25 protein-coding genes, 1 tRNA gene and 1 pseudogene are annotated in these 22,482 nt (G+C 36.5%); 13 read left to right on the plus strand and 14 right to left on the minus strand.

Annotation, left to right across the window (positions count from 1 at the left end; genetic code table 11):
* Positions 1–8: 8 nt before the first annotated feature.
* From H0486_RS17010 to H0486_RS17035, 6 genes are all read right to left on the minus strand, one after another.
* Complete coding sequence (locus H0486_RS17010; protein ID WP_228354132.1) at positions 9–857, minus strand: carbohydrate ABC transporter permease; 849 nt, start codon at positions 855–857, stop codon at positions 9–11.
* Positions 858–1,862, minus strand: coding sequence for a carbohydrate ABC transporter permease (locus tag H0486_RS17015; protein WP_228354133.1), 1,005 nt, complete (start codon positions 1,860–1,862; stop codon positions 858–860).
* A gap of 84 nt (positions 1,863–1,946) precedes the next feature.
* Complete coding sequence (locus H0486_RS17020; RefSeq protein WP_228354134.1) at positions 1,947–3,395, minus strand: ABC transporter substrate-binding protein; 1,449 nt, start codon at positions 3,393–3,395, stop codon at positions 1,947–1,949.
* Positions 3,396–3,735: 340 nt separating this feature from the next.
* The gene (locus tag H0486_RS17025) at positions 3,736–4,749 is read right to left on the minus strand and encodes a LacI family DNA-binding transcriptional regulator (RefSeq protein WP_228354135.1); all 1,014 of its coding nucleotides are present in this window, start codon (positions 4,747–4,749) and stop codon (positions 3,736–3,738) included.
* 174 nt (positions 4,750–4,923) lie between these two features.
* A complete protein-coding gene (locus tag H0486_RS17030) occupies positions 4,924–5,472 on the minus strand; it encodes an inorganic diphosphatase (RefSeq protein WP_228354136.1) in 549 nt (182 codons plus the stop codon).
* Complete coding sequence (locus H0486_RS17035; RefSeq protein WP_228354137.1) at positions 5,465–5,695, minus strand: hypothetical protein; 231 nt, start codon at positions 5,693–5,695, stop codon at positions 5,465–5,467. The genes H0486_RS17030 and H0486_RS17035 overlap by 8 nt, the downstream gene beginning before the upstream one ends.
* 103 nt (positions 5,696–5,798) lie before the next feature.
* Between H0486_RS17035 and H0486_RS17040 the strand changes: the two genes are divergently transcribed.
* The 8 genes from H0486_RS17040 to H0486_RS17070 all read left to right on the plus strand — a co-directional run bounded on the left by H0486_RS17040 (position 5,799) and on the right by H0486_RS17070 (position 12,512).
* On the plus strand, positions 5,799–6,767 hold the full coding sequence (locus H0486_RS17040) for a zinc metalloprotease (RefSeq protein WP_228354138.1): 969 nt from the start codon (positions 5,799–5,801) through the stop codon (positions 6,765–6,767).
* Between the two features lie 275 nt (positions 6,768–7,042).
* Positions 7,043–7,738 (plus strand): LytR/AlgR family response regulator transcription factor, encoded by a 696-nt coding sequence (locus H0486_RS17045; protein ID WP_228354139.1) that lies wholly within the window; start codon positions 7,043–7,045, stop codon positions 7,736–7,738.
* Between the two features lie 75 nt (positions 7,739–7,813).
* Entirely contained in the window at positions 7,814–8,722 is a 909-nt protein-coding gene (locus H0486_RS17050) for a hypothetical protein (RefSeq protein ID WP_228354140.1), read from the plus strand.
* A gap of 158 nt (positions 8,723–8,880) precedes the next feature.
* Positions 8,881–9,402, plus strand: coding sequence for a DUF6431 domain-containing protein (locus H0486_RS18835; RefSeq protein WP_408647633.1), 522 nt, complete (start codon positions 8,881–8,883; stop codon positions 9,400–9,402).
* Between the two features lie 83 nt (positions 9,403–9,485).
* Entirely contained in the window at positions 9,486–10,730 is a 1,245-nt protein-coding gene (locus tag H0486_RS17055) for a helix-turn-helix domain-containing protein (protein ID WP_228353597.1), read from the plus strand.
* Positions 10,730–11,530 (plus strand): ExeA family protein, encoded by an 801-nt coding sequence (locus tag H0486_RS17060; RefSeq protein WP_228353598.1) that lies wholly within the window; start codon positions 10,730–10,732, stop codon positions 11,528–11,530. The genes H0486_RS17055 and H0486_RS17060 overlap by 1 nt, the downstream gene beginning before the upstream one ends.
* A 14-nt stretch (positions 11,531–11,544) precedes the next feature.
* Entirely contained in the window at positions 11,545–11,838 is a 294-nt protein-coding gene (locus tag H0486_RS17065) for a DUF6618 family protein (RefSeq protein WP_228353599.1), read from the plus strand.
* A gap of 170 nt (positions 11,839–12,008) precedes the next feature.
* Complete coding sequence (locus H0486_RS17070; protein ID WP_228354141.1) at positions 12,009–12,512, plus strand: GHKL domain-containing protein; 504 nt, start codon at positions 12,009–12,011, stop codon at positions 12,510–12,512.
* Positions 12,513–12,853: 341 nt separating this feature from the next.
* Here H0486_RS17070 and H0486_RS17075 read toward each other — a convergent pair whose 3' ends face one another.
* Entirely contained in the window at positions 12,854–13,960 is a 1,107-nt protein-coding gene (locus H0486_RS17075) for a helix-turn-helix domain-containing protein (RefSeq protein ID WP_228354142.1), read from the minus strand.
* A 291-nt stretch (positions 13,961–14,251) separates the two neighbouring features.
* Here H0486_RS17075 and H0486_RS17080 point away from each other — a divergent pair, with 291 nt between their 5' ends.
* The 4 genes and pseudogenes from H0486_RS17080 (at position 14,252) to H0486_RS17095 (ending at position 16,214) form a co-directional block, all read left to right on the plus strand.
* Positions 14,252–14,971, plus strand: coding sequence for an ABC transporter ATP-binding protein (locus H0486_RS17080; protein ID WP_228354143.1), 720 nt, complete (start codon positions 14,252–14,254; stop codon positions 14,969–14,971).
* A gap of 36 nt (positions 14,972–15,007) precedes the next feature.
* Positions 15,008–15,460 (plus strand): annotated as a pseudogene (locus H0486_RS17085) (ABC transporter permease); the annotation flags it as partial.
* 75 nt (positions 15,461–15,535) lie between these two features.
* Positions 15,536–15,748 (plus strand): helix-turn-helix transcriptional regulator, encoded by a 213-nt coding sequence (locus H0486_RS17090; protein ID WP_228354144.1) that lies wholly within the window; start codon positions 15,536–15,538, stop codon positions 15,746–15,748.
* Positions 15,738–16,214: a hypothetical protein gene (locus H0486_RS17095; protein ID WP_228354145.1), complete on the plus strand. Its 477-nt coding sequence runs from the start codon at positions 15,738–15,740 to the stop codon at positions 16,212–16,214. The genes H0486_RS17090 and H0486_RS17095 overlap by 11 nt, the downstream gene beginning before the upstream one ends.
* A gap of 3 nt (positions 16,215–16,217) precedes the next feature.
* Here the strand turns inward: H0486_RS17095 and H0486_RS18500 are convergent, their stop codons facing one another.
* The 4 genes from H0486_RS18500 to H0486_RS17115 all read right to left on the minus strand — a co-directional run bounded on the left by H0486_RS18500 (position 16,218) and on the right by H0486_RS17115 (position 18,750).
* Positions 16,218–16,583, minus strand: a complete 366-nt coding sequence (locus H0486_RS18500; protein ID WP_323163574.1) for a VOC family protein — start codon at positions 16,581–16,583, stop codon at positions 16,218–16,220.
* Between the two features lie 91 nt (positions 16,584–16,674).
* Positions 16,675–17,508, minus strand: coding sequence for a PHP domain-containing protein (locus H0486_RS17105; RefSeq protein ID WP_228354147.1), 834 nt, complete (start codon positions 17,506–17,508; stop codon positions 16,675–16,677).
* Between the two features lie 226 nt (positions 17,509–17,734).
* A tRNA-Cys gene (locus H0486_RS17110) sits at positions 17,735–17,805 on the minus strand.
* Between the two features lie 183 nt (positions 17,806–17,988).
* Positions 17,989–18,750, minus strand: a complete 762-nt coding sequence (locus H0486_RS17115) for a class I SAM-dependent methyltransferase (RefSeq protein ID WP_228354148.1) — start codon at positions 18,748–18,750, stop codon at positions 17,989–17,991.
* 327 nt (positions 18,751–19,077) lie between these two features.
* On the opposite strand from H0486_RS17115, the gene H0486_RS17120 reads away from it, so the two are divergent.
* Positions 19,078–19,773 carry a SanA/YdcF family protein gene (locus tag H0486_RS17120; RefSeq protein WP_228354149.1) on the plus strand — a complete coding sequence of 232 codons (696 nt, stop codon included), beginning with the start codon at positions 19,078–19,080 and terminating at the stop codon, positions 19,771–19,773.
* A gap of 63 nt (positions 19,774–19,836) precedes the next feature.
* Here H0486_RS17120 and H0486_RS17125 read toward each other — a convergent pair whose 3' ends face one another.
* The 3 genes from H0486_RS17125 to H0486_RS17135 all read right to left on the minus strand — a co-directional run bounded on the left by H0486_RS17125 (position 19,837) and on the right by H0486_RS17135 (position 22,143).
* Positions 19,837–20,655, minus strand: a complete 819-nt coding sequence (locus H0486_RS17125; RefSeq protein WP_228354150.1) for a GNAT family N-acetyltransferase — start codon at positions 20,653–20,655, stop codon at positions 19,837–19,839.
* 18 nt (positions 20,656–20,673) lie between these two features.
* On the minus strand, positions 20,674–21,642 hold the full coding sequence (locus H0486_RS17130; RefSeq protein WP_228354151.1) for a DUF1848 domain-containing protein: 969 nt from the start codon (positions 21,640–21,642) through the stop codon (positions 20,674–20,676).
* 63 nt (positions 21,643–21,705) lie between these two features.
* Positions 21,706–22,143 carry an NUDIX hydrolase gene (locus H0486_RS17135; protein WP_228354152.1) on the minus strand — a complete coding sequence of 146 codons (438 nt, stop codon included), beginning with the start codon at positions 22,141–22,143 and terminating at the stop codon, positions 21,706–21,708.
* Between the last annotated feature and the right edge of the window lie 339 nt (positions 22,144–22,482).

Here is a 22,482-nt window from a genome sequence, read left to right on the forward strand (position 1 = left end):
GAACGGCATCACCCTTTAACTGCGCCTTGAGTCAGGCCGCTATATATCTGCTTTTGTCCTAAGATAAATATAATTAGAGCAGGAATGATGGTAATAATAACACCCGCTGTAATATAGTTATATTGATTACCATAGGGCCCCGTGAATGTATATAAGGAAGTGGATACAGTAACTAGTTTGTCCTTATTCTGGAGATACAGATTAGCCATATAATACTCATTATACGTTCCCACTCCCTTTAGAATCATAACCGTTATGATGGCAGGCTTTAATAACGGAAATAAGATCTTAAAGAACACGCCAAAGTAGGTGGCACCATCCATAATTGCTGACTCATCTAAGGACACCGGTATATTTTCAAAGAACTGCAGGAATATGTATATTGATATTACATCCACTCCACACATAAGTATGATATATCCGTACAGGGAATCAATCAGTCTTAATGTATACATGATCTGATAGACGGTTACCTGAGTTGCAATGCCCGGTATCAGAGCAGCAAACAGAAATAAATTACGGACCAGACCATTGCCCGGGAACTTAAATCTGCTTAAAATATATGCCAGCATGGTTCCAAACATAATTGCACCGCCTAGTACAAAGACAAGAATAATAAAGGTATTTAAAAAAGCGGTACCCATATTGGCCTTTTCCCATGCTATCTTATAATTTTCAAAATAAGTCCAGCTTTCCGGTAATGTCATGACATTGGTTTTCTTATATTCTTCTTCTGACTTGAATGATGTAACAAATGCTGTTACCATAGGCAGAATGGCAATTAAGGAGGCAAGCAGCAGCGAACCATACTTGATAATTGTGCCTATGATTTTCAGTAGTCTTTTTCCAAATGTCATTTATCTTCCCTCCTTATTATATTTTTTCAGCATCCTGGTGGTTTTTCTTGAGACATCCGCATTGGCATCACTAAATAGATAGTTGAAAAGTACCTTCTGTCCAATGGTTACCAGAACAATAATCCCAAATAAAATCAATGCCATGGCTGATGCTTTCCCCACCTTTTGAAGATTACTATGTGCCAGATTGTGCATTACAAGGAAATAGGTAGCTGTTCCTCTTGTACCCTGTGTAATAACAAAGGGTGGCTCGAAAGCGCTTAAGGAACCGGTAATAGATAAGATCAAATTCAATACTACGATTGTCTGAATACTTGGAAGAATAATATAACGGAATTGATGCCAACGGTTCGCTCCATCCAGAGAAGACGATTCATATAGCTCCTTGTCGACTGACATAATGGCACCAATGAATAGAACCATATTCTGTCCGACATATCTCCACAAAGAAGTAGCAACCAGCGATATATTATTAATATTTTTATCTCTCAACCAGTAAGGTAAGTTGTCTAAATCAAACCCTATCCATGTCAGAACCGTATCCAACACAAATCCTCTTGTATAAAAGAATTTAAAAATAAAGCCAACAGCAATACCACTCACGAGGTACGGAAAGAAGATTGCTCCCTTAAATACACTTCCCGCTTTTGTCTTAAAGCTTAACATCGTTGCAAAATAAAGCGCGATCGCAAGCTGTACAAAGGAGCCGATTAAATAGTAAATACTTAATTTAAGCGAATTAAGAACCTCTTTATCCTTCAAAATTTCTGTATAGTTTTTAAATCCCACATATTCACGTGGTCCGATATATTTCATATTGTATAAGCTAAACTCAAACATCTTTAAGAAAGGCAAATAGGTGAATACAAACAGTAATAATAACGGAACCGTCATAAAGGTTATTATAATCAAAGTCTTCTGACCCTTACCACTTCTCAACCATTTTATAATGCCCCGCTGCTTTCTTTCATCTTTAACAGTAATCGTGGTGTTATTTTTATCCATAAAACCTCCTACTTTAAATATGAGCCAGGGAGGATGGCCCTGGCTCATAAGGTAAATAACTAGAGTACAGCTTTTATTACATAATTATTGGTTCACTTCAATGCCTAATTCAGTCTGAGCTGCTGACCATTTTGCATTCCAATCTGCAACGATCTCATCCATAGTTTCTGACTTGTCATAAGCAGCCTCTAATACTCTCTGAACGTGAGTATTCTCCATATTGATACCTACTTCAGATTTTGTGTTAACATCATTTAAGAAGGTCTCTTCTCCAGCCAAAGCAGGGTTATCTACTACCAGTTCTACTCCTTCAAATGCAGCATATACATCAGGATACTCTGCACCCTTTACAACCGGAATACCTCCTTCACTAAAAGCAAAGTTGGACTGTTCCGTTAAGAATTTTACATATAATAAAGATGCAATCTTATTATCATCAGAAGCATTTACATTAATACCATAGCAGTAGTCAGGTCCTGCAGCTGCATATTGCTTTCCATTGACTGTAATCGGGAATGTCATATATCCTACATCATCCGGATTATCGCCTGCATCCTTCATCTGTGTTACAGCCCATGAGCCGAGTACCATTGTTCCGATTTCGCCTCTGTTCAGCATACCTTTACTGCTTTCCCAGTCAGTGGTTGTAGGATCATCTTCAATTAAGCCTCTTGCTACCGCTTCATACAGTAAATTATACACTGCATAAGGGCCTGTTCCATCACCTTTATTAGCAAATGGATCCTTCATATGAGGTAATTTTACGTTCATAAAGTCCGGGTCTCCTGTTGCTGAACCACCAATATATGCATCCCACGCGCCCATTGTCCAGCCAGCAGCAAAGTTCGTATATAGCGGGATTGCATCGGTATTATCCTTAATCTTCTGTAATGCATCCAGGAACTCATCCGGTGTCTTTGGTAATGTGGTGATGCCTGCATCAGCAAATACCTTCTTATTGTATAGAACACCCTGCGCATTTACTGTGGAAGGAATTCCATATACTTTGCCTTCAAAGGAGAAATTATCAATGAAACCATAGGTTTCACCAATTTTATCATAGTCACCAAAGCTTAGGAAAAGACCTGGAAGCTCATTCTTTAATGTGGTGGTGGGGATCATCATAATATCACCCCAGTCGCCTGTTGTTAATCTGATGGTTGCATCCTGTGCGTAATCTGTAATACCTTCATATGTAATGGTTACATTCGGATACATCTTCTGGAACTCTGTTACATAGCCAGCCAGCTTAGTATCAACGATATCCGTTCTATGGGTAAGGAACTTTAAGTCAGCTTTAATGTGGGTAAAATCTTCACCAAGTGTTAAAGTGTCAATTGTAGGAAATGCAGCAGTTGTAATATCTGCCGGAGCCTCATCTTCCGTTGTCTCCTCCTTAGGTGCTTCTGTAGCTGTGTTGTTCGTTCCCTCATTGCTCTTTGTATCGTCTTTTGCGTCTTTTGAGCCGCAAGCAGCAAGAGAAAATACCATTGTAAGAACTAGTAAAAGACTTAGCAATTTCTTAATTTTCATTTCAATTCCCCCTAATTAAAATTGTTAATTGGTACTAATAAATACTTGAATTAAGTTATTTTAAGTTATCGTTAACTTACGACGTAATTATATATTATGTCTATTCTTCTTGTCAAGAACTTTTCTAAAATTATACAAAATGCACCATTATGCATAATTAATATATGGATATATATTTTTATCAAATAGTATTTTAGTACCAGTTTAATAATAATTTAACCTAATTCCAGTTTATATTGTGACTAAAAAGGAAGGTTAACCCACTGGTTAACCTTCCTTTATCAAACTACCTTCTATGTTATTTTAAGTTAATTCTTTAACTACAAAAAAAATAATATTGTCATTTCCTTCTGTTATGGACAGAGTCACGATACACCAGTTTACCACTGATAACTTTTCTTCCAAAACTTCGATCATCACCTTGTATTTTACGCATGACCGCTTTGACTGCTGTTTCAGCCATTGCTTCCATATCCACTTCCACTGTTGTTAATTTCGGCGAGGATAGGTTCGCATATATATAATTATCGAATCCTACTACTGAAATATCCTTCGGAATCTTATATCCCTCTTTCTTAAGCTTACGGATAAACAGATATGCTACGGAGTCACAGTTACACACAAATGCCGTGGGCATGTGCTGAGGTAAAGCAAAGTCGATATACGCTCCATCTTCACTACGGTCATTAATAATCCAGCTTTCATTAATGCTTAGATCATTCGTAATCATAGCTTTATAATACCCAAGATAGCGATCCAGAATACTGCTTGTCGCAAAAATATTTCCCACAAAACCAATGTCCTTATGCCCCATATCAATGATATGGTTTGTCAGAGTATACGCTCCATAAAAGCTATCACTGATGACAGAATCCACGTCCAGAATTTCATCATAGAAATCAAGAAACACCAAAGGCATATCACTTTTTTTAATAACCGACAAATAGTCTGAAGCCATTTGGCCGATTATAATAATGCCATCCACTTTATTATCCGAGATAATATTCGGTATGAATAATTCCTTTTCCGCCTCCGTTGTTACAATTTCCATAATCCCGTAGTAATTTACTTCCGCCAAAGCAGTAACAACATTGTGATACATTTTCAAGTAAAATGCATTATCATCGTCATTCTTGATATAACGTTCTGCTATAATCACACCAATATTATAGCTCTTTCCCTCCTTCATACTCTTAGCCAGGGAGTTAAAACGGTATCCCATTTCCACAGCAACTGTGCGGATTTTATCTCTTAATTCCGAGCCAACGCCATCCTTATCAGATAATGCCTTTGACACTGTAACGGTGCTAACGTTCAGCCTTTGTGCAATATCCTTCATCGTCACTTTTTTCACTGCTTTATCCCCCCTTTGCCCAATGCATTAATACTTATACAAATGCACTTAACATGAATTGTCCGTAATAATTTATTTTATTTTAATATATTTTGTTAACTATTACAATTAATTCTTTACTTAATTTTTTAGGCAACTTATCCTCCCATCCAATTTCCTGGTTTCGAGAACTTATTAATTCTCTTTTTCGACCTTACCAAACTTCTCTTCATAATTCTTAAGACAATGTTCTATGATGGCAATTGCCTCATCAGGGCCTCCCAGCTCATTGACTGCAGTTTGCTTACCCTCCAGTTCCTTATATACACTGAAAAAGTGTCTCATTTCATTAAAAATGTGCTGAGGCAACTCACAGATATTCGTGTACATATTATAAGAGGGGTCGTTATAAGGAATTGCAATAATCTTCTCATCACCCATGCCATTGTCTATCATTTTCATTGCACCAATCGGATAGCACCGAACCAACGATAACGGTTCAATTGGTTCAGAACATAGAACCAGGACATCAAGGGGATCCTTATCATCTCCATAGGTACGAGGAATAAATCCATAATTAGCGGGATAGTGTGTTGAAGTATATAGGATTCGATCCAAAATAATAAATCCTGTTTCCTTATCCAGCTCATATTTCTTTTTACTTCCCTTAGAGATTTCTACAACTGCTATAAAGTCCTGAGATTTTATCCTCTCCGGATTGATATCATGCCAAATATTATTCATCTTGACCTCCATTCGCCACACAAGGCTTATTTATTATATTATTAATTATTATTTTCCATCCTATCATATCATTTATTTTCATGCCACTTAATTCTCCATCATGTGACTGCTTTATGGCTATTCTTTTCTGTTTTGCCGGCTTACAATTATCATATTTTTTGAAGCGAGTTATATAATCTAAATGTAATATTCTACCATTCAATCCCCTTTTTTTACCTTTCATGGTCTTCTACATTGAAAGGATTTACAAAACTCTATATAGTTATCTAAACAACAAGAAACCCTACTATTCACTTCGTGTTATTCAAGGAGGAATAAAGAAGAGCATGCCGGATCTAACTGACATAGAGCTAATTGAAAGAGAAACCTACTATATTGTCTGCAATCAATCTCACTTTTATAAGGTTGGTAAGAATGAGGGATCGATACTTGTCAGGTTAAAAAACGGAGTTTGCATAAATGAAGTATCTCAACAATTAGGACTATCCATAAACGAATTACTAAATCTGTTAAAAAGCTTTGAAGATCGAGGAATGATCCAGCCACAAGAGGATTTGCACTTATTGTATTTCCGTTTTCCTCTGTTATCACCGGATCATATTCTTGGAAGATTAGCTAATACGATAAGAAGAAACAAAACATTTTTCTGCTTTTTACTTTTTATAGCGAATTATGTAATTACACTTGGTATCACCATGTTAATTCTTAGCCATAGAGAAATCTTCAAATATAATATTTTTCAATTGAATATATATGAGATTATTTACTCCATGTTGATATTATTTATTACATTGGGTATACGTGAGCTTTGCCATGGTCTTGCATATAAATATTTTGGTGGTTATGTAGGTAAGCTGGGTATCTTATTCGTCTTTTTCCTACCGGTGATATATTGTGATATCCGCGGAAACAGAACCCAAATGACTAAAGTTCAGAAAGCAATCACTGCGTTTGCCGGTATCTATTGCAATACGATACTTTTATCAATCAGTAGCATCTTATTTTTTATTGGTATACGATCCTCCTATTTGATCATATTGCTTTATATTAACCTGATTACTATTTGCGTAAATTTAATACCGTTTATACCCTTTGACGGCTACCATGTACTAGATACCGTATTCGGAATACCTGATTTATATAAGAAATCGTTTATAGGTGTCTCCAATGTATTTCGGCATTGCAGCCGAGAGGAGAAGATAATAGGTTTCTACGGTATTGCAAATTGGATATTTATCATCGTCTCTTTATATGTGGGGGTAGTCTCTATCTCCGGAATACTCACTAAGATTTAGACATGACAATCCAAACTTATTCTAGTTATTATTCACTTAATTACATTCGGTTTATCTACGGCATATTCTGCCGTTATGATAAATAATGGGTACTCACCGTACGAATAGCCCCCCAGCTATTCACCCCTATTTAGTAAGAATCAAGGATACAAAATCCATCCAAAATTTTGTATCCTTGGTTCTTATTTTTATTTTTGCCCTAATTAAATTGCAAAAAAAGCTCGCACATTGTATAATAATGTAAGTTAGAACATGGTAATAAAAGGGGGCTTTCTATGCGTGTTGCAGTATGTGATGACGAACAGATTATCCGCAGTATTACGGTAAAACTTCTGAAAGAATATAGCAACCAAGTTTCCATAGATTTCGAAATACTGACCTTCTCTTCCGGTGAAGAGCTTCTACAATACAACAAAGATATTGATATTATACTTATGGATATTGAAATGGATGGTATTGACGGAATTAAAACCACCGACCTTATCTATCGTAGGAATCCAAAAACTCTGACCATATTGCTTACCAGCCATGTGAGACGCTTTAAGGAAGGATATAAGGTTCATGCCTTCCGATTTATGACAAAGCCCATCCAAAGATCAGAATTCAAAGAGTATATGAACGATGCAATTGCTGAGATATTGGGGAACAAAACGATTACCCTACGAAAAGACGGCGTTGATATGAAGGTTTATATACGCAACATATTATATATCGCTGCACAATTCGGCTATTCTGAGATTTGGACTACAAAGGATATGTTTCGTAGTGAACTAAGCCTCTTACAATGGGAAGATCAACTTGACAAAACTCTGTTCTTCCGGTGCCACAAGAAATATATTGTTAATGTCGGTCAGATAGAGGACCTTATTAAAAATATAGTGATACTAAAAAACGGAGAAAAGGTTAAAGTTTCTCGAAGAAAGTATCCGGATTTGAGAGAAATTTTTATTAATTTTAATGTGACACATTAAAACATTTAATATAGTATGTAAGAATTCTCATTTATATGAAACTTTCATTACCCATATAAAGATTGAAGGTGAATTATGTTTGGTCTTTTACTAATTACATTAAGCCTAGAGTGTCTACGCTATATAATAATTTTCAACAAATTATTAGATTATCCTTTTCGTAAAGGAAATTTAAAATATTTGTACATTGTAAGCTGTCTAATGATATACAGTTCTTTTTCATTTTTAGATCCTTTTTTAAAGGATGTTTTTGCATCTATATTTCTTGTATTGTTTGTTTTTATTGCTATGCTCGTTTTTTTCGATGGCAAAATATCTAAATTAATTTTATCGTATTTTATAGTCGCCTTTTCTACTGTTATATGGGATAATTTGATTTTTTGCTTTATTGAAAAGATTGATATTTTGAACGTTCCAGATACAAATACATCATTAATACGTATGTGTATATTTTGCATTACCTTAATACCATTTATATTATTTATAAGTGAATATATTAACAAACAAAGACATAAGTTTATACTTATAAATGGAGCCCTCTCTCCAAGTATCTATATTCTTATTTTAATATGTATATTTATAACATCTGCTATAGTTACATTTTATAGATCAAATAAGCTTCGTAATTATGATGCAACACTGCCAAATATCGTCATAGTGGTAATATCAATAATATATTTTGTTCTATGTATTGCTTTGGTATTTCTTTTTAATTCACGAGAAAAATATAAAATTATTAATAACATCCGCGAAGAATATATGTTTAAACAAGTTGAATATTATAAAGCCATGTTATCTCAATATGAAGATGTGAGAAAATTTCGTCATGATTTTAAAAATCACATTATAAGCATTCAAGAACTTCTATATTCTGATCGATTGGAAACGGTTAAAGAATATGTTAATCATATATACTGTTATTCGGCATTTTACATGCCCCAGCTCTTTTCCTTTTCAAGCAAATTAAAAGAAGGTACTGAGTAAATCATTCTGATGCATTTTACGGCAGATTGTTTTATCCAGTACCTTCTTATGTTATCATAACTATGTTCCTAATAAATTAAGCAGCAGAAATCTCCCCGACCAAAGTTTGATTTCTGCCGCATGCTCAAGTCTGTGGTGAACCACAGCCTCACATGCTTATGATAACGATATCTACCGAATATTGCAATCCTATTTCACAAGATTCCTACGAAAATTTAATTAATTCTCTTCAATTCCACCAGTTGACCTGCACCTGTGGGCATTCTGCATGCCTTACGATTCATGGCTACTATGATCGTAACATAAAACTGAAGGACCATTCTGTTCTTTTACATATCTGCCGCGTAAAATGCAACCATTGTAATACAACACACGCCTTACTTCCATCGTTTATTGTTCCTTATTCACAGATCTCGTTACCTGATCAGGTGGATATCATTTCCTGTCATGAGAACTCTGGTAACTACTCCGATGTCATGGAGAGAACTCCCTCCATTGATGAAAACTGTATTCACTCTATCGTTCGCAGATATATCCACCACTGGCTTCAGCGGATTTTGTCTTTTAAGCTCTTTGTCTCCACATCCCACACCTTCATCCAGATCTGTTTTTTACATTACGGTCGCCAATTTATGCAGGTTAAAAAAACACCAAATATTTTATTTCTAACACCCACATAACCTTACACGACATCCCATATGGAACCTTCTATACTATAAGTGTATTCCGAATACACTTCAAAAAAACAAAGGAGGTTTCCATTATGACCCAGGAACAAACACATGAAATCGCACTAATGCGCTATTCTGTCATCGCACCACTCATCTCAGGACTTCAGGACAGCTTTTCATCCAATGAGGCTTTCTTTCGTGATGCCTCTGCAAGAGGTGTAATGGCACCGGATGGTACCACAAAACACTTTGCACCAACTACCATTAAGAAATGGTACAACCACTACAATAAAGGTGGCTTTGATGCTCTTGTTCCTTCCTCAAGAGCTGACCTTGGAAAACCCAGAAAACTTGATGATGAACTTCAGGAACAGATAAAATATCTTAAGACCAACTATCCACGAATGTCAGCTGCCGCTATTTACCGTCAGCTACGGGATAACGGAAGTATCCGTCCGGATGACCTGTCAGAATCAACGGTGAACCGCTATCTTAACTCTCTGGCTCTGGAAATGAAAACTACAACAAATCAGGATATGCGCCGTTATGAACGCCCGCACATTAATGAAGTCTGGTGTGGTGATAGTAGTGTTGGTCCTTACCTTAAGACAGTCGATGGAAAGAAACACAAGGTCTATATCATTGCCCTCATTGACGATGCCAGTCGTTTTATTGTTGGAATTGATATCTTCTTCAATGACAACTTTGTAAATCTGATGTCTGTTATGAAATCTGCGGTTGCAAAGTATGGCCGTCCACAGATGTTTAATTTCGATAACGGTTCCTCCTATAAGAATAAACAGATGGAACTTCTTGCAGCCCGTCTTGGTTCCATCATCCATTATGACCAACCGTATACTCCAACCCAGAAGGCAAAAATTGAGCGGTGGTTTCGGACCATGAAGGACCAATGGATGGCAGCCCTGGATATCCGCGACTTTCACTCACTTGACGAGCTTCGTGGAAACTTGATGGCTTATGTAAACCACTACAACCAGTCGGTTCATTCCTCTTTAAAAGGCAAGTCTCCGCAGGACCGATTTTTCTCAGAACCGGAACGCATCCGTCGTCTTTCCGAAGAAGAGATTGATCATAACTTCTTGCTTGAAATTGAACGTCGCGTTTCTGCCGACAGTGTTATTACCATTGACCAGGTGGAATACGAAGTCGACTGCCGTTTTGCAAAGCAGCGTATCCGTCTACGCTATTCTCCGGGTATGGAAGAAATCTTTATCGTGGAATCGGATGGAACACTTACTCCGATCCGACTGCTCAACAAGCATGAGAATGCATTTGTAAAACGTGAAAAAATACATTTATGTAGAGGTGATGAATAATGGATTATACGATTCGCTATGGTATGGAATTCAATCCATTTTTAAAGAATTCCAAAGAGATACTGATTCACACAAACGAATACAAGGAAACACAGTTCCGTCTGGACTATCTTGCAAAAACAAAGGGCTTCGGACTTCTTACTGGAAGCCCCGGCAGAGGCAAGACGACTGCTGTCCGAAACTGGGCAGTTACATTAAATCCTTCTCTTTACAAAGTGGTATACTCCAGCTTTTCCACCCTTACTGCCAATGATTTCTACCGGAATCTTGTAACAGAACTCGGGGCACAACCTGTGTTTCGTAAACCAGACAACTTCCGGATTATCCAGGATGAAATCACACGACTTGCTGTGGAAAAACGCAAAACTCCTGTCATCATCATAGATGAAGCGAATTACATCAATAATGCAATTCTGAATGATTTGAAGATCCTATTCAACTTTGAAATGGATTCCAAAGACCGGGCAGCTATTCTGCTCACTGGGCTTCCCACACTGAATTCCACGCTTAAGCTTGGTATTCATGAACCTCTTCGTCAGCGAATCGTCATGAATTACGAAATCGGTGGTCTGACCAAAGAAGAAGGACGCCAGTATATCTCTGAAAAATTAAAAAGTGCCGGCTGTAATCAGCCTGTTTTTGAGGATAACGCCATAGAAGCTGTCCTCAACGCAGCTGACGGTGTACCTCGTATGATAAACAAACTTTGCAATGCCTGTCTTCTTATTGGAGACAGTACGAGATCTGATATCATAACCTCTGATATCGTCATGAAAGCTGTCAATGACAGCGAACTTTAAAGGAGGCATTAATCATGGACCTTGACTATATCTGTACCGGGACAGAGGACATAGAACCAATACGTTGGAATGGACATATCAACCTATTAAGAAGTACGGATCCTTATGAACTTGAGGTCACAGCAAGGGATAGCAGCTTTCATATCCTTTGTGGGAAACATGAATATGGAAGCTACATCTGCATTCCTAATTGGAATATCGGAACCGAACTGGCCGGACTATCTGATCGTTTCTGGAATTTCGAGTGTCTGACAACGTATTATCCTGAGTTATCCCGGTGGATGCAATCAGCATTATCGACGCATTAGTAAAACTCAGTGAATATATATCAATCCAAGAAGAAGCAGGGTAACCTGCTTTTTCTGTCGTTCTAATAATCTGCACCATTTTGAATTGAACCAAATAGCTTGCATAAACTAGAGTTACTAAAGTGACTAAAAGAATAATCAGGAAACCGATTTAGGATAAAATAAACTGCATGGAACAGGAGCTTCTAATCTGCGGGACAACAATATACCACACTTATGAAAATAATACATGGGTTTTTGACACTGGAAATGATATTCTAAATGCATTTATAAACTATTATAGTAATCTCGGAAAAGAGGCAGGAATTATCATTCAAGTTAATGGATATATTAATAACTCATTGTCTATAAACGAAATGCATCTTTGTACTGTGATATCAAACATATTATCAAATGCATATGAAGCAACCCTTCTAGCCGATGAAGGGTTATCTAAAATTATAGAGATTGATATCCGATGCGGCACAAAATTTTTTGAAATAGCAGTAAAAAATCCCACACAAATTAATAGGCCAAGACTTACAAAGAATATAACCACTTCAAAATCTGATAAAAATAATCATGGATATGGTATTAAAAATATTAAAGATGTGATTAAGGCATACGACGGTGATTTTCGCTTAATCGATAATGCCGATAGCGTAACAGTCAAGGCTTCTATGAGAATAGGTTAAAATGAGTATACTGCTAACCGTTTAAGGTTACATAACCACCATATAAAGGTACAATTATTGCTAATATTATTATTTCCCTTAGAATATTTATCAGAGTCCATACAAATGATAAATATCCATAAAGGGGGAAATAATAATGATCTGGGATCTTATGATTAAAATATTTAACTGGCTATAACTAATCAACATATCATGTCATACAAATAGCAATGAAGGATGATACACAAGGTATTAGTATTAAATTAATACTTTGTGTATCATCTTTTATAACATATATCAGCCGAAGAATAACTATTATACTTTTATTACCTTATCTAAACCTATTACCCCAACATACTTCGTTATAATATCTCCAAGTCCTTCTTAATCCTTTTGAACCTTTCCTCACCCTCCAGCTCAGAGAATACCGGATTATCAATCACCGCATGCTTCAGGTCCTTCTGAATCGTCTCCTTACTCCTGGGAGAAGCTACATCAATGTCTATGGAGCTAAATAAATCTTCTAAGGCATCAAATATTCTGTTTCCATGAAAGCTGAAATTTCCCTTGTTTAACTTTAACAAGGAGACATATCTCTCCAATGCATCCAATGCATTTTCCTTTCTCCCTAACCCTGCATATGTTATAGCTGCAGATAAGTGTAACTGCGTAAGCAGTATGGGTTGCATCTGCTCTATTTCAAACAAATCCCCTAATGTACTTAGAAGTTGATAGTATAGGTCTATTTTCTCCAGGCTATCTGCATAGATATGAAAATAATCCTGCGCAGAATTAAGTATGGAGATTAAATTAACGTAAGTAGTTCCTTGAAGATACTTTTTTGCTTTCTCCATATCTCCTTTCATTTGATAAGCTCGAACCAGCACACCCTCTGTTCGCATCGGCAGAGGTTCATTCAGGTTCTCAAGGATCTCAATTACAGAATCCGGTTGATTAAGACAAAGATAACATATTGCCCGAGACACCAACGCCTGCTTCGCAAGGTTACCATTCTTAGAAGCTGCTTCAACGCGTTCAAATATTTTCATGATGTCTTCCATTATTTTCTTAGACCTATCCGGATTTGCTGCCAAATTCACATGATTCAGTAGTAATAATCCTATTTGTAGCTGTAGTTCCCAACAAGAAAAGTACTTTCTGATATACTCCTTACATTCACAATAAACAGCTTCAAAGGTATCCTCACTCAGCTTTTCCCGTAACTTCCTACATAGAGTGTTAATCTCCTCCTTGGTCATTTGCGGTTCATAATCGATTAATTCATCCACTGTAATATCAAAATACGCAGCTAAAACTGGCAGAAATTCAATATCAGGATAGCTTTGTCCCGATTCCCACTTTGATACTGCCGGTTTTGTAACTCCTATATGATTCGCTAAGTCTTCCTGTGTGATTCCCTTTTCTTTTCGTTTTGATGCAATTACTTTTCCTATATTGATTGAATTCATAACTCCTCCTTTTTATGCTTCCTTTATTACTTGTAATGGCTATCATCCTACGAGAAGCTTCCGCTTATAATACGGGTTTACATTCTCTAAAAATAGACATTTAATCACTAGTGATAATCACATTTTATTCGTTCTTTGTTTCAAAAACAATGGATTTATTGTTAACTTCCGTTAATATTATTAACCATTAGTTAACCTTAGTTTCCATAACATATTTTTAACCCTCCATTATAACACCAACCTTAAAGTTGGTGTTATTTTATTATTCATACTACTAATAGGAGGTAAAGCATGGATACAATAATCAATGTAGAAAATCTAACCAAATACTACGGTCCACTAAAGGCTGTGGACGACCTGTCCTTATCCGTAAAACGCGGTGAAGTGTACGGTTTACTTGGAGCAAACGGAGCCGGGAAGAGTACTACCATTGAATGCGTATTAGGCACTCGACAATATGACAGCGGAAAGATAACGATTCTTGGTATGGATCCTATCAAAGATAGAAAAAGGCTGTTTGAACATGTTGGAGTTCAATTCCAGGAGTCTAATTATCAGGAGAAAATTACGGTAGCTGAACTTTGTAAGGTGACTCAATCTCTGTATAAAGAAGCATCCGATTACAATGAGCTCCTAGAACAATTTCACCTGGTGGACAAGAAGAAAAGCATGATCAGTGAGCTTTCCGGAGGACAAAAGCAGCGTCTATTCATCGTTCTAGCCTTGATTGCGAATCCGGAGGTGGTATTCTTAGACGAATTAACTACCGGTCTGGATACCCGTGCCAGAAGAGATGTGTGGAGCTGTCTGACTTCCATGAAAGAAAACGGATTAACAATCTTCTTAACATCTCACTATATGGATGAGGTAGAAGCTCTGTGTGACAATCTTACCATCCTCAATAATGGTAAGACTATTTTTCAAGGAACCGTGGAAGAAGCCATACGTCAAAGTCCCTGTGAACGTTTTGAGGACGCATACCTTTGGTACACAGAGAAAGAAGTCTGTTAATTTAGGATCATATACAGGAAAGGAAGGATGAATTTGATGAAAGCATTTCGAACAATGTTTCAAACTGAATTAATGCTGTCGTTGCGAGGAATGGACATGGTTATCTTCGGTATCGCAATGCCGGTAGTGATTACTTTTATACTTGGTATTATTTATGGCTCAAAGCCTGCTTTTGACGGAGCCGAGTACACCTTCATGGCGCAGTCTTTCGGTGCAGTTGCATCCATTGGAGTATGTGCATCTGGAGTAATGGGATTACCCCTCGTAGTATCAGATTATAGAAATAAAAAACTTTTGAAACGTTTTAAAGTAACACCCATAAGCCCATCCCTGATATTATTAGTACAGGTGACAATTAATGCTCTTTATTCCGTAATCTCTCTCATATTAGTGTATGGAACTGCTGCCCTTTTCTTTGGTTATCGGATGGATGGATCCTTTATTGTTTTCTTAGGTGCATTTTTTCTGGTGATGATTTGGTTTCTGTCATTTTTATATTGCTATATGTCATATATACTTGACATATAGCAAATAATATGATACACTCCTTTTGGAGGTGATGATATGCCAATTAATTCAAATTTAAGATCTGCCAGGATTACCTTAGATATGTCACAGAACAAGCTTGCTGAAGCAGTAGGCGTAAGTAAGCAGACAATTGTCGCAATTGAACGGGGAGATTACAGCCCCTCCATAAAGCTTAGTAAAACGATTTGTAAAGTACTTGGAAAATCATTGGATGAATTATTTGGGGAGGAAAACGGTAATGAGGTGTAAAAATTTTGATGAACGACAATTATTGTTACGTGGAAATGCATTTAAGCATGGCTTTATCATATTGATTGTTTGTATATTTTTTGATGCGCTATTTCAATTCTCATCAATTACTGAGGAAGGATATTCTCTGGTAGAAGGTAAATGGGGACATATTCTGTTAATTGTATTTGCTATTGTTGTATGCCAAATTGAACTATTACTTTCGGATGCCTTTGACTTAGATGACAAATCCAGCACTCTCTTATTCTTACCATTGGGATTTATAGGGTTCCTCCTTTTCATATCAAACATATATCATTTTCTATTTGATGATTGTCAGTTGATTTATATGAACTCTCTTACGAGAGAGGGTGCCCAATTTATTATGAGCATCTTATGGCTATCCCTTGGATCTGTATATCTCTATAAGAAAAAGCATCCGAAGTACTCTGACGAGGATAGAATTACATTAAGTAACAACAAATAGTTCTTATGCAAACAGGCACCACCATACACCGTATTTATCGATTAATTCCACTCCACAAGGGCAGAAAATCAGTTCTCCAAATGGTGTAATGATTTCGCTTCCCTCGCGTAAGGTATCGTAAGCCTTTTTCACCTTATCTTCATTACCTTCTCCAAATTGGATGCAAAACTGCATGGTGTTGCCTGTTATTCTTTTTTCTCCACCTGCTCTGGTGGTATCTTTAGCTTCTCCAATCGCAATGGCCTGTCCACATACATTAAGCTCTCTATGTATTACAACACCATTTTCATCTACATCTTGATAACCTATCTCAGCACCGAACGCTTTTTTGTAAAATTCAAAAGCTTCGTCACTACCTTTAACATAAATTTACAATATTGATCTAAACATACGTTATCCTCCTAAGGTATTTTTATTAACTGATTTACAGTCTCTCGAACTGATAACAGCCGTATTTTACCTAATTATTTCTTAAATAATTATCAAATTCCCATATTCGATCTCCAACATCTTCAGGACAGTGAGCATCCGACGCGGTAATGATTTTCACATTATTTTTTTTCATTATCTCTAACATTTCCTCATTCATACCTAACGAAGCGGTATCCGGACAACGTCGAAATACTCCACTGTTTTGTTCTGCGTACATGTTATTCTTCGAAAGTTCCTTTGCCAGCCTTTCATAATAATCTGTTAGTGAATAGGATGGCGTATGTCCAAAAAGCTTAATCGAGTCCGGATGAGCTATTCCATCAAATATGCCACTCTGAGCAAGCGAAATAGATGTTTCGAAATATCGATGATATATTTTATCGACATCAATACCATTCCAATGCTCCGCCTTATGGTCAAAGGCGAAATTATCAACAAAATGAACGCTTCCCACAAGAAAATCAAAGCCTTTATCTTTCGTTAATTCTGCTACAAACTCTTCATACTCTTTGAAATAACATATTTCAAGACCAAATCTAATCTTAACAGGAAAGCAAGTATTTCGAATTTGCTTTATAAGCTTTAAATAGCTTTCCAGCTTCAGAACTCCTGCTTTCTTATGAAACCATGTATCTATATAATCACTATAAGCACAAGCAGAAGTATACATAGGGGTAAATTCTTCAAATCGATAACAATGCTCCAGAAGCCATATCTCATCTAATTGCTTTTCAACGGCTTTGTTTACGAATTGATTTATCCATTCGTATGTGTATTCTCCTCGTTCAATATGAATATGACCGTCTAGCGTACTATCACCTCCTGGTTTGATTTGATAGGAAAATTTGATCGACAATTCCATTTATAGTTATTAATATATTATCATATTTTACATATATTGAAACCTTTATTTCAATACAATGAACCGTTTCGTTTGCACCTAATATGAAGCATAAAAATCTAGGTAGCTTTTACTGGTGTTCTTTTAAACTTCATTAACATCAAGAGTATTTATTAGTCAAGGATAATCTAAACAACAAAAAACTCTAAACCTTAGTATTTTCAAGGTTTAGAGACTTCTCTAATCAAGGCGACAACCAGATTCGAACTGGTGCTCAGGGTGTTGCAGACCCATGCCTTACCGCTTGGCTATGTCGCCATATTCTATTATGAAACAGTGACTTTATTATAACAATCCGACTCAAATACGTCAATAGTTTACCCGTATTTTTCTATTTTCATAATAGACTATTTCTTACAATTTAATTTATATACTTAGCAATAGACTTAATCGAATATGATAATGTCATTATTGCTGTTTATGTCATCCATTATACAAGCATTATCTTATTTTCTCTACTTTCTGAGCCTTTAGTCTAATACGTACGTAATCTGCATACCATACTCCATCTTCATATAAAATAGGTCTCAGCTTCTCTACGGCTTCTTTTTTGATCTCTTCCGCCATTGCATGCTCCATATTCTGAAAAGGTTTTGCAACAAACATATTAATCCAATTCATCATACCTTCTTCTCCCACGAGTGCGGTTTTCCGATCGAATAAGCTTGCATACACTGGTTTCAAAAGATGTCGTTCGAGAAGCGGTGTATATTCTCCTATTGTGGGAAAGAAGAAATTCATATTATACTCTAATCCTCTTTTTTCAAATGACTCTCCCAGTGCATGGTGAATGGTTTGTGTGTTACCATAACCACCAAATTCACATACCAGATAAGCATTCGGCTTAAGAGCATTTGAGACGCAGTCAAGCAAAGCATCCTGTTGATCAATCCAGTGAAATACTGCATTTGAGAACACTGCATCCACAGGCTCATCTAAAGTAAAGCTAGTTGCATTCTCTTGGATAAACGTTAACTCCGGATATTTCACTCTCGCAATCTCCAGCATCTCCTTTGATGCATCAATTCCAATTACATCCGCTCCCATATCCGCTATTCTTTTCGTTAATTCACCATTCCCACAGCCAAGATCGAGTATCCGCATACCCTTTTTAACATCCAATAAATTCAGAACATCTTCTCCATACTGGTGTACAAACTTAAAGTTATCCGTATATCCCTGTGCATTCCATTTGATATTCATAACCCTTCCCCCTTCATATTCGTTGCTCTGACTTCAGGATGAATTGTATCATATTATCTGATATAACTCCAATATATATTAGGAATGTTTAATATAAATATTGGTTATATTATCTGATTATGAAATACTGTCCATATTATACTTATCCTTCCCTCCAAAGCTTCTGCGAGCTCCTCCTGTTGTATTGGGAATAAACTAATAAGCTGTAAGGAACTCAATTATTTCCTGCAATAATAACTTGGAAATTATTTTATTTTCTTATCTCCTGTGCTATATTAATATATGTGACAACATTACCGTTATATATGAAAGTAAGGGATAAGTAAAATGCATAAGTCTTCTATGAAAAAGAAACTTTTTAAGATATGTATATCGATTGTATCACTGGGTGCATTGGGAGTAATCGTCGTATTCTGTATCAATGGTTATATGAAGGCTTCTACAAAGAAGAATATCCTTTCCTCTGAGCAGGCGGCCAGCTTAGATGATGTTGATTGTATTCTCGTGCTCGGAGCAGGCGTATGGGGAGACAAACCAACACATATGCTCGAAGATCGACTGAAGTTTGGAATCTCTCTTTACAATATGGGAGCATCGAATCGTCTGCTGATGAGCGGAGACCATGGAAGGGAGAATTATGACGAAGTAAATGTAATGAAAGAATTTGCCATCAATGAAGGTGTTCCTTCCTCCGATATTTTCATGGATCATGCCGGCTTTTCAACATACGAAAGTCTATATCGGGCAAGAGATATTTTCGAGGCAAAAAAGATTATCATAGTTACTCAGGAATATCATTTGTATAGAGCATTATATGTAGCAGATAAGCTTGGGCTTGATGCATATGGCGTTGCTTCCAATCCCCGTGAATATGTCGGGCAAAGTAGCCGTGATGTAAGAGAGGTTCTGGCAAGAGCAAAGGACTTCTTTAATGTTATTATTGGCCCGGAACCCACCTATCTGGGTGAGGTTATTCCCGTTAGTGGAAACGGCGACATCACCAATGACCGTGACTCCGAGTAAATACAGGTATTAATACTACGGCTGTTGAATAATATAATTGGGATGTCGCATCATCTCCATATTCTAAATATCGAACCAGTAAACTGTATTCTCGCTCATCTTCTCAAATCCAAGCTTTACTGCCAACTGATAGGAGTTCGGATTGGATTCTACACAATCCCATTGAAGAATGTAATGATTATTAATACAATCAGCTATAAACTCTGTTCCCATTGCATATGCCAATCCCTTTCTTCTATGGTTTTCCTCTGTTTCAACATCAATTGGTATTACATTCTTATAGCTGGCTGTCCCAACCATAACAGCAACAATTCTGTTGTCAAAGATGGTACAATAAGCAATGCTTTTACTCATGAACTCCTCAAAGGAATTCCAAGATTCCAGCAATCGAACTTTTAAGAAATCCTCATTTTTATATTTCCCCTCAGATAGTAAATCCCAGAAGGTTCGATCCACTTTACGTATTTGATATTCTCGTGGAATATTCTGAGGCTTTTGAGGTACCCGATATGCCCGGAAAGAATATTCTTTTTCTGATTGAATTGATCTGTCCTTGAACATATTCAGTATCTTTTCCCGCATGCTCGGACCGTCAATAGAGAATTCAAAGCATACATATCCGTCTTTTTTTAACTGAATAAATAAATCATTTTCTAAGAAATCCTGTAAAGAAAGAAATTCTTCCTCTGTTTCATAATTCCCAAGAATAGAAAAGCTACCTGTTGCAAAGGATTCAGCAATCGCAATTCTTGGTGTGTCAATATTGTCGACCCACAATTTCCCTTTGCATTCCTGATTCACAATCCCAGAAACACTTGGAGTTTTATCGTTTACCACGTTATTAACGTTTTTTATCTTTATATCATTATGTATTCGTATCATTCGTCTTCTCCTTTGTTGTTACCGCATTTCGTTAAGAAAATCAAAGCTAAGCTGGTCGCTGCTCTCTTTACATTTTATACTTTTCATCTCTCTTATCGTAATCGTCTCATCATTTTTCAATTTTCCTATTAACAGAGGTGAGTGTATATCATAAGCTTCACAATTCTCCATAACTTGAGCCCGGTTATAATTCGCATAACAATATACACAGAAATGCTTGCAGGTATTGTACTGTCCTATATCAATACTTTTCACACAGCCACATGCTTCTCTCTGCGTATCATCCTTTTTTACAGTAATCGGGCAGCCCAGAATTCTTTCAATTGTCTTATCATCGATGCATTTTCCTTTCTGAATATTTAAAAAGGATAAGTCTATTCTTTCTGTACAGGTTTCAATATATAGTCCATATTTGCCTGCTATATAAGCAAGCTTAGCGGCAATCTCAATCATATCCTCCTCGGTGATATCGATTAGTCCCAGCTCTCTGGTATTTCTTTCCGTCTTTGTATACATATCCATAAAACTAATCACACATTTTTCCGTATAACCGCTTAGTCTCTTACAAAGCTTCTCGAACATGGTATAATGATACTCTTTGTTATATTGATTACTTAAGAGTATCGGATCATATCTCCATATTACCTTCTCTTTCCCTATCAACTCTGACAACCGAATAAATGTATGAACCACCTGGTTCTTATCCTTTATTCCCGGTTCAATATCTCTGTTATATGGTGTTAACGAGAATTGAAAATAATATTTAAACCCCCTGGCATCCAATATGGGTAGCTTGTCTATGATGGGAGCTGCGTCTTTCGTCCAGAACACAAAACAATCTACTGTATTGGGAGTTAATATGATTTTACTCACTTGCTTACGGTTAAATGGATTCATAACATATAAATATCCCTGTTCAATTTTATCCATAAACCAGTCACTGTAAAAGGCTGGAATATCTGTTCTCCGACTAACGCTAACAATCATTGAACTTCCTCCCATTTAATATTACGGCTGCAAGCCTTATAATGAACTACAGCATATGTAATCCTACCGGTGTTGTAAGTATGCTTCAACCCTTTGTAATAAAACAGGTTGAATCTCCGGATAGGTCCAGTTATCCGGGAGCTGATCAAAGAATTCAACCTTTTCAATTTCAAAATCCGGTAATTTATCAAATTCTTTAATATCGGAATAATATAACATACCATATGACTCCGTATTATTCTCAATTGCTCCGTCATTACCACACACAGAGTATATGCATATCTGTTGGATAGCATAATCCCTGGCACCAGTTTCCTCATATAATTCTCTTCTTGCTGTTGCCCAGATCGCTTCACCCTGTTCTCTACGGCCTCCTGGACATTCATAGGTGTTTCTATTCTTATGCTTACACAGCACCCATTTCCCTTGATGTTTCGAAACAATGACCGCAAATTTTAGCTGACTATCTTCTATATCATTATAAAAATTAACTTTTAGCAATCTATTATGCCTCCTTATGACTACAATAAATATGGAATAATCCTCGTATATTCTTACCCAGCTTTTTGTTATAGTTTATAGTATACTACAAATGTTGTAAAGAAATTTTCATATATGATATTGATGCTCCCGATAAGATAAAACAAATCGTTTATCCGACACTAAGCATAAATTGCTTTGAGCAATGTAGGACAGCTTTATAATAGCAAAGGCGCCTCTTATGGTACTAAGATTTATACCGTTTCATCTTCAACAACACGAGGAGAAAATACCAAGAAGAATGGGAATAGCTTTTATAAAAATAGAAAGGCTGCTGTACATATTATGTGCTACAGTAAT

It is taken from the genome of Variimorphobacter saccharofermentans, assembly GCF_014174405.1.
GTDB lineage: Bacteria > Bacillota > Clostridia > Lachnospirales > Lachnospiraceae > Mobilitalea > Mobilitalea saccharofermentans.

Coding starts and splice junctions, on each gene's coding strand:
- H0486_RS17010 (WP_228354132.1), bottom strand. CDS start 857: ATGACATTTGGAAAAAGACTACTGAAAATCATAGGCACAATTATCAAG.
- H0486_RS17015 (WP_228354133.1), bottom strand. CDS start 1,862: ATGGATAAAAATAACACCACGATTACTGTTAAAGATGAAAGAAAGCAG.
- H0486_RS17020 (WP_228354134.1), bottom strand. CDS start 3,395: ATGAAAATTAAGAAATTGCTAAGTCTTTTACTAGTTCTTACAATGGTA.
- H0486_RS17030 (WP_228354136.1), bottom strand. CDS start 5,472: ATGAATAATATTTGGCATGATATCAATCCGGAGAGGATAAAATCTCAG.
- H0486_RS17035 (WP_228354137.1), bottom strand. CDS start 5,695: ATGAAAGGTAAAAAAAGGGGATTGAATGGTAGAATATTACATTTAGAT.
- H0486_RS17040 (WP_228354138.1), top strand. CDS start 5,799: ATGCCGGATCTAACTGACATAGAGCTAATTGAAAGAGAAACCTACTAT.
- H0486_RS17045 (WP_228354139.1), top strand. CDS start 7,043: ATGCGTGTTGCAGTATGTGATGACGAACAGATTATCCGCAGTATTACG.
- H0486_RS17050 (WP_228354140.1), top strand. CDS start 7,814: ATGTTTGGTCTTTTACTAATTACATTAAGCCTAGAGTGTCTACGCTAT.
- H0486_RS18835 (WP_408647633.1), top strand. CDS start 8,881: ATGATAACGATATCTACCGAATATTGCAATCCTATTTCACAAGATTCC.
- H0486_RS17055 (WP_228353597.1), top strand. CDS start 9,486: ATGACCCAGGAACAAACACATGAAATCGCACTAATGCGCTATTCTGTC.
- H0486_RS17060 (WP_228353598.1), top strand. CDS start 10,730: ATGGATTATACGATTCGCTATGGTATGGAATTCAATCCATTTTTAAAG.
- H0486_RS17065 (WP_228353599.1), top strand. CDS start 11,545: ATGGACCTTGACTATATCTGTACCGGGACAGAGGACATAGAACCAATA.
- H0486_RS17070 (WP_228354141.1), top strand. CDS start 12,009: ATGGAACAGGAGCTTCTAATCTGCGGGACAACAATATACCACACTTAT.
- H0486_RS17075 (WP_228354142.1), bottom strand. CDS start 13,960: ATGAATTCAATCAATATAGGAAAAGTAATTGCATCAAAACGAAAAGAA.
- H0486_RS17080 (WP_228354143.1), top strand. CDS start 14,252: ATGGATACAATAATCAATGTAGAAAATCTAACCAAATACTACGGTCCA.
- H0486_RS17090 (WP_228354144.1), top strand. CDS start 15,536: ATGCCAATTAATTCAAATTTAAGATCTGCCAGGATTACCTTAGATATG.
- H0486_RS17095 (WP_228354145.1), top strand. CDS start 15,738: ATGAGGTGTAAAAATTTTGATGAACGACAATTATTGTTACGTGGAAAT.
- H0486_RS17105 (WP_228354147.1), bottom strand. CDS start 17,508: ATGGAATTGTCGATCAAATTTTCCTATCAAATCAAACCAGGAGGTGAT.
- H0486_RS17115 (WP_228354148.1), bottom strand. CDS start 18,750: ATGAATATCAAATGGAATGCACAGGGATATACGGATAACTTTAAGTTT.
- H0486_RS17120 (WP_228354149.1), top strand. CDS start 19,078: ATGCATAAGTCTTCTATGAAAAAGAAACTTTTTAAGATATGTATATCG.
- H0486_RS17125 (WP_228354150.1), bottom strand. CDS start 20,655: ATGATACGAATACATAATGATATAAAGATAAAAAACGTTAATAACGTG.
- H0486_RS17130 (WP_228354151.1), bottom strand. CDS start 21,642: ATGATTGTTAGCGTTAGTCGGAGAACAGATATTCCAGCCTTTTACAGT.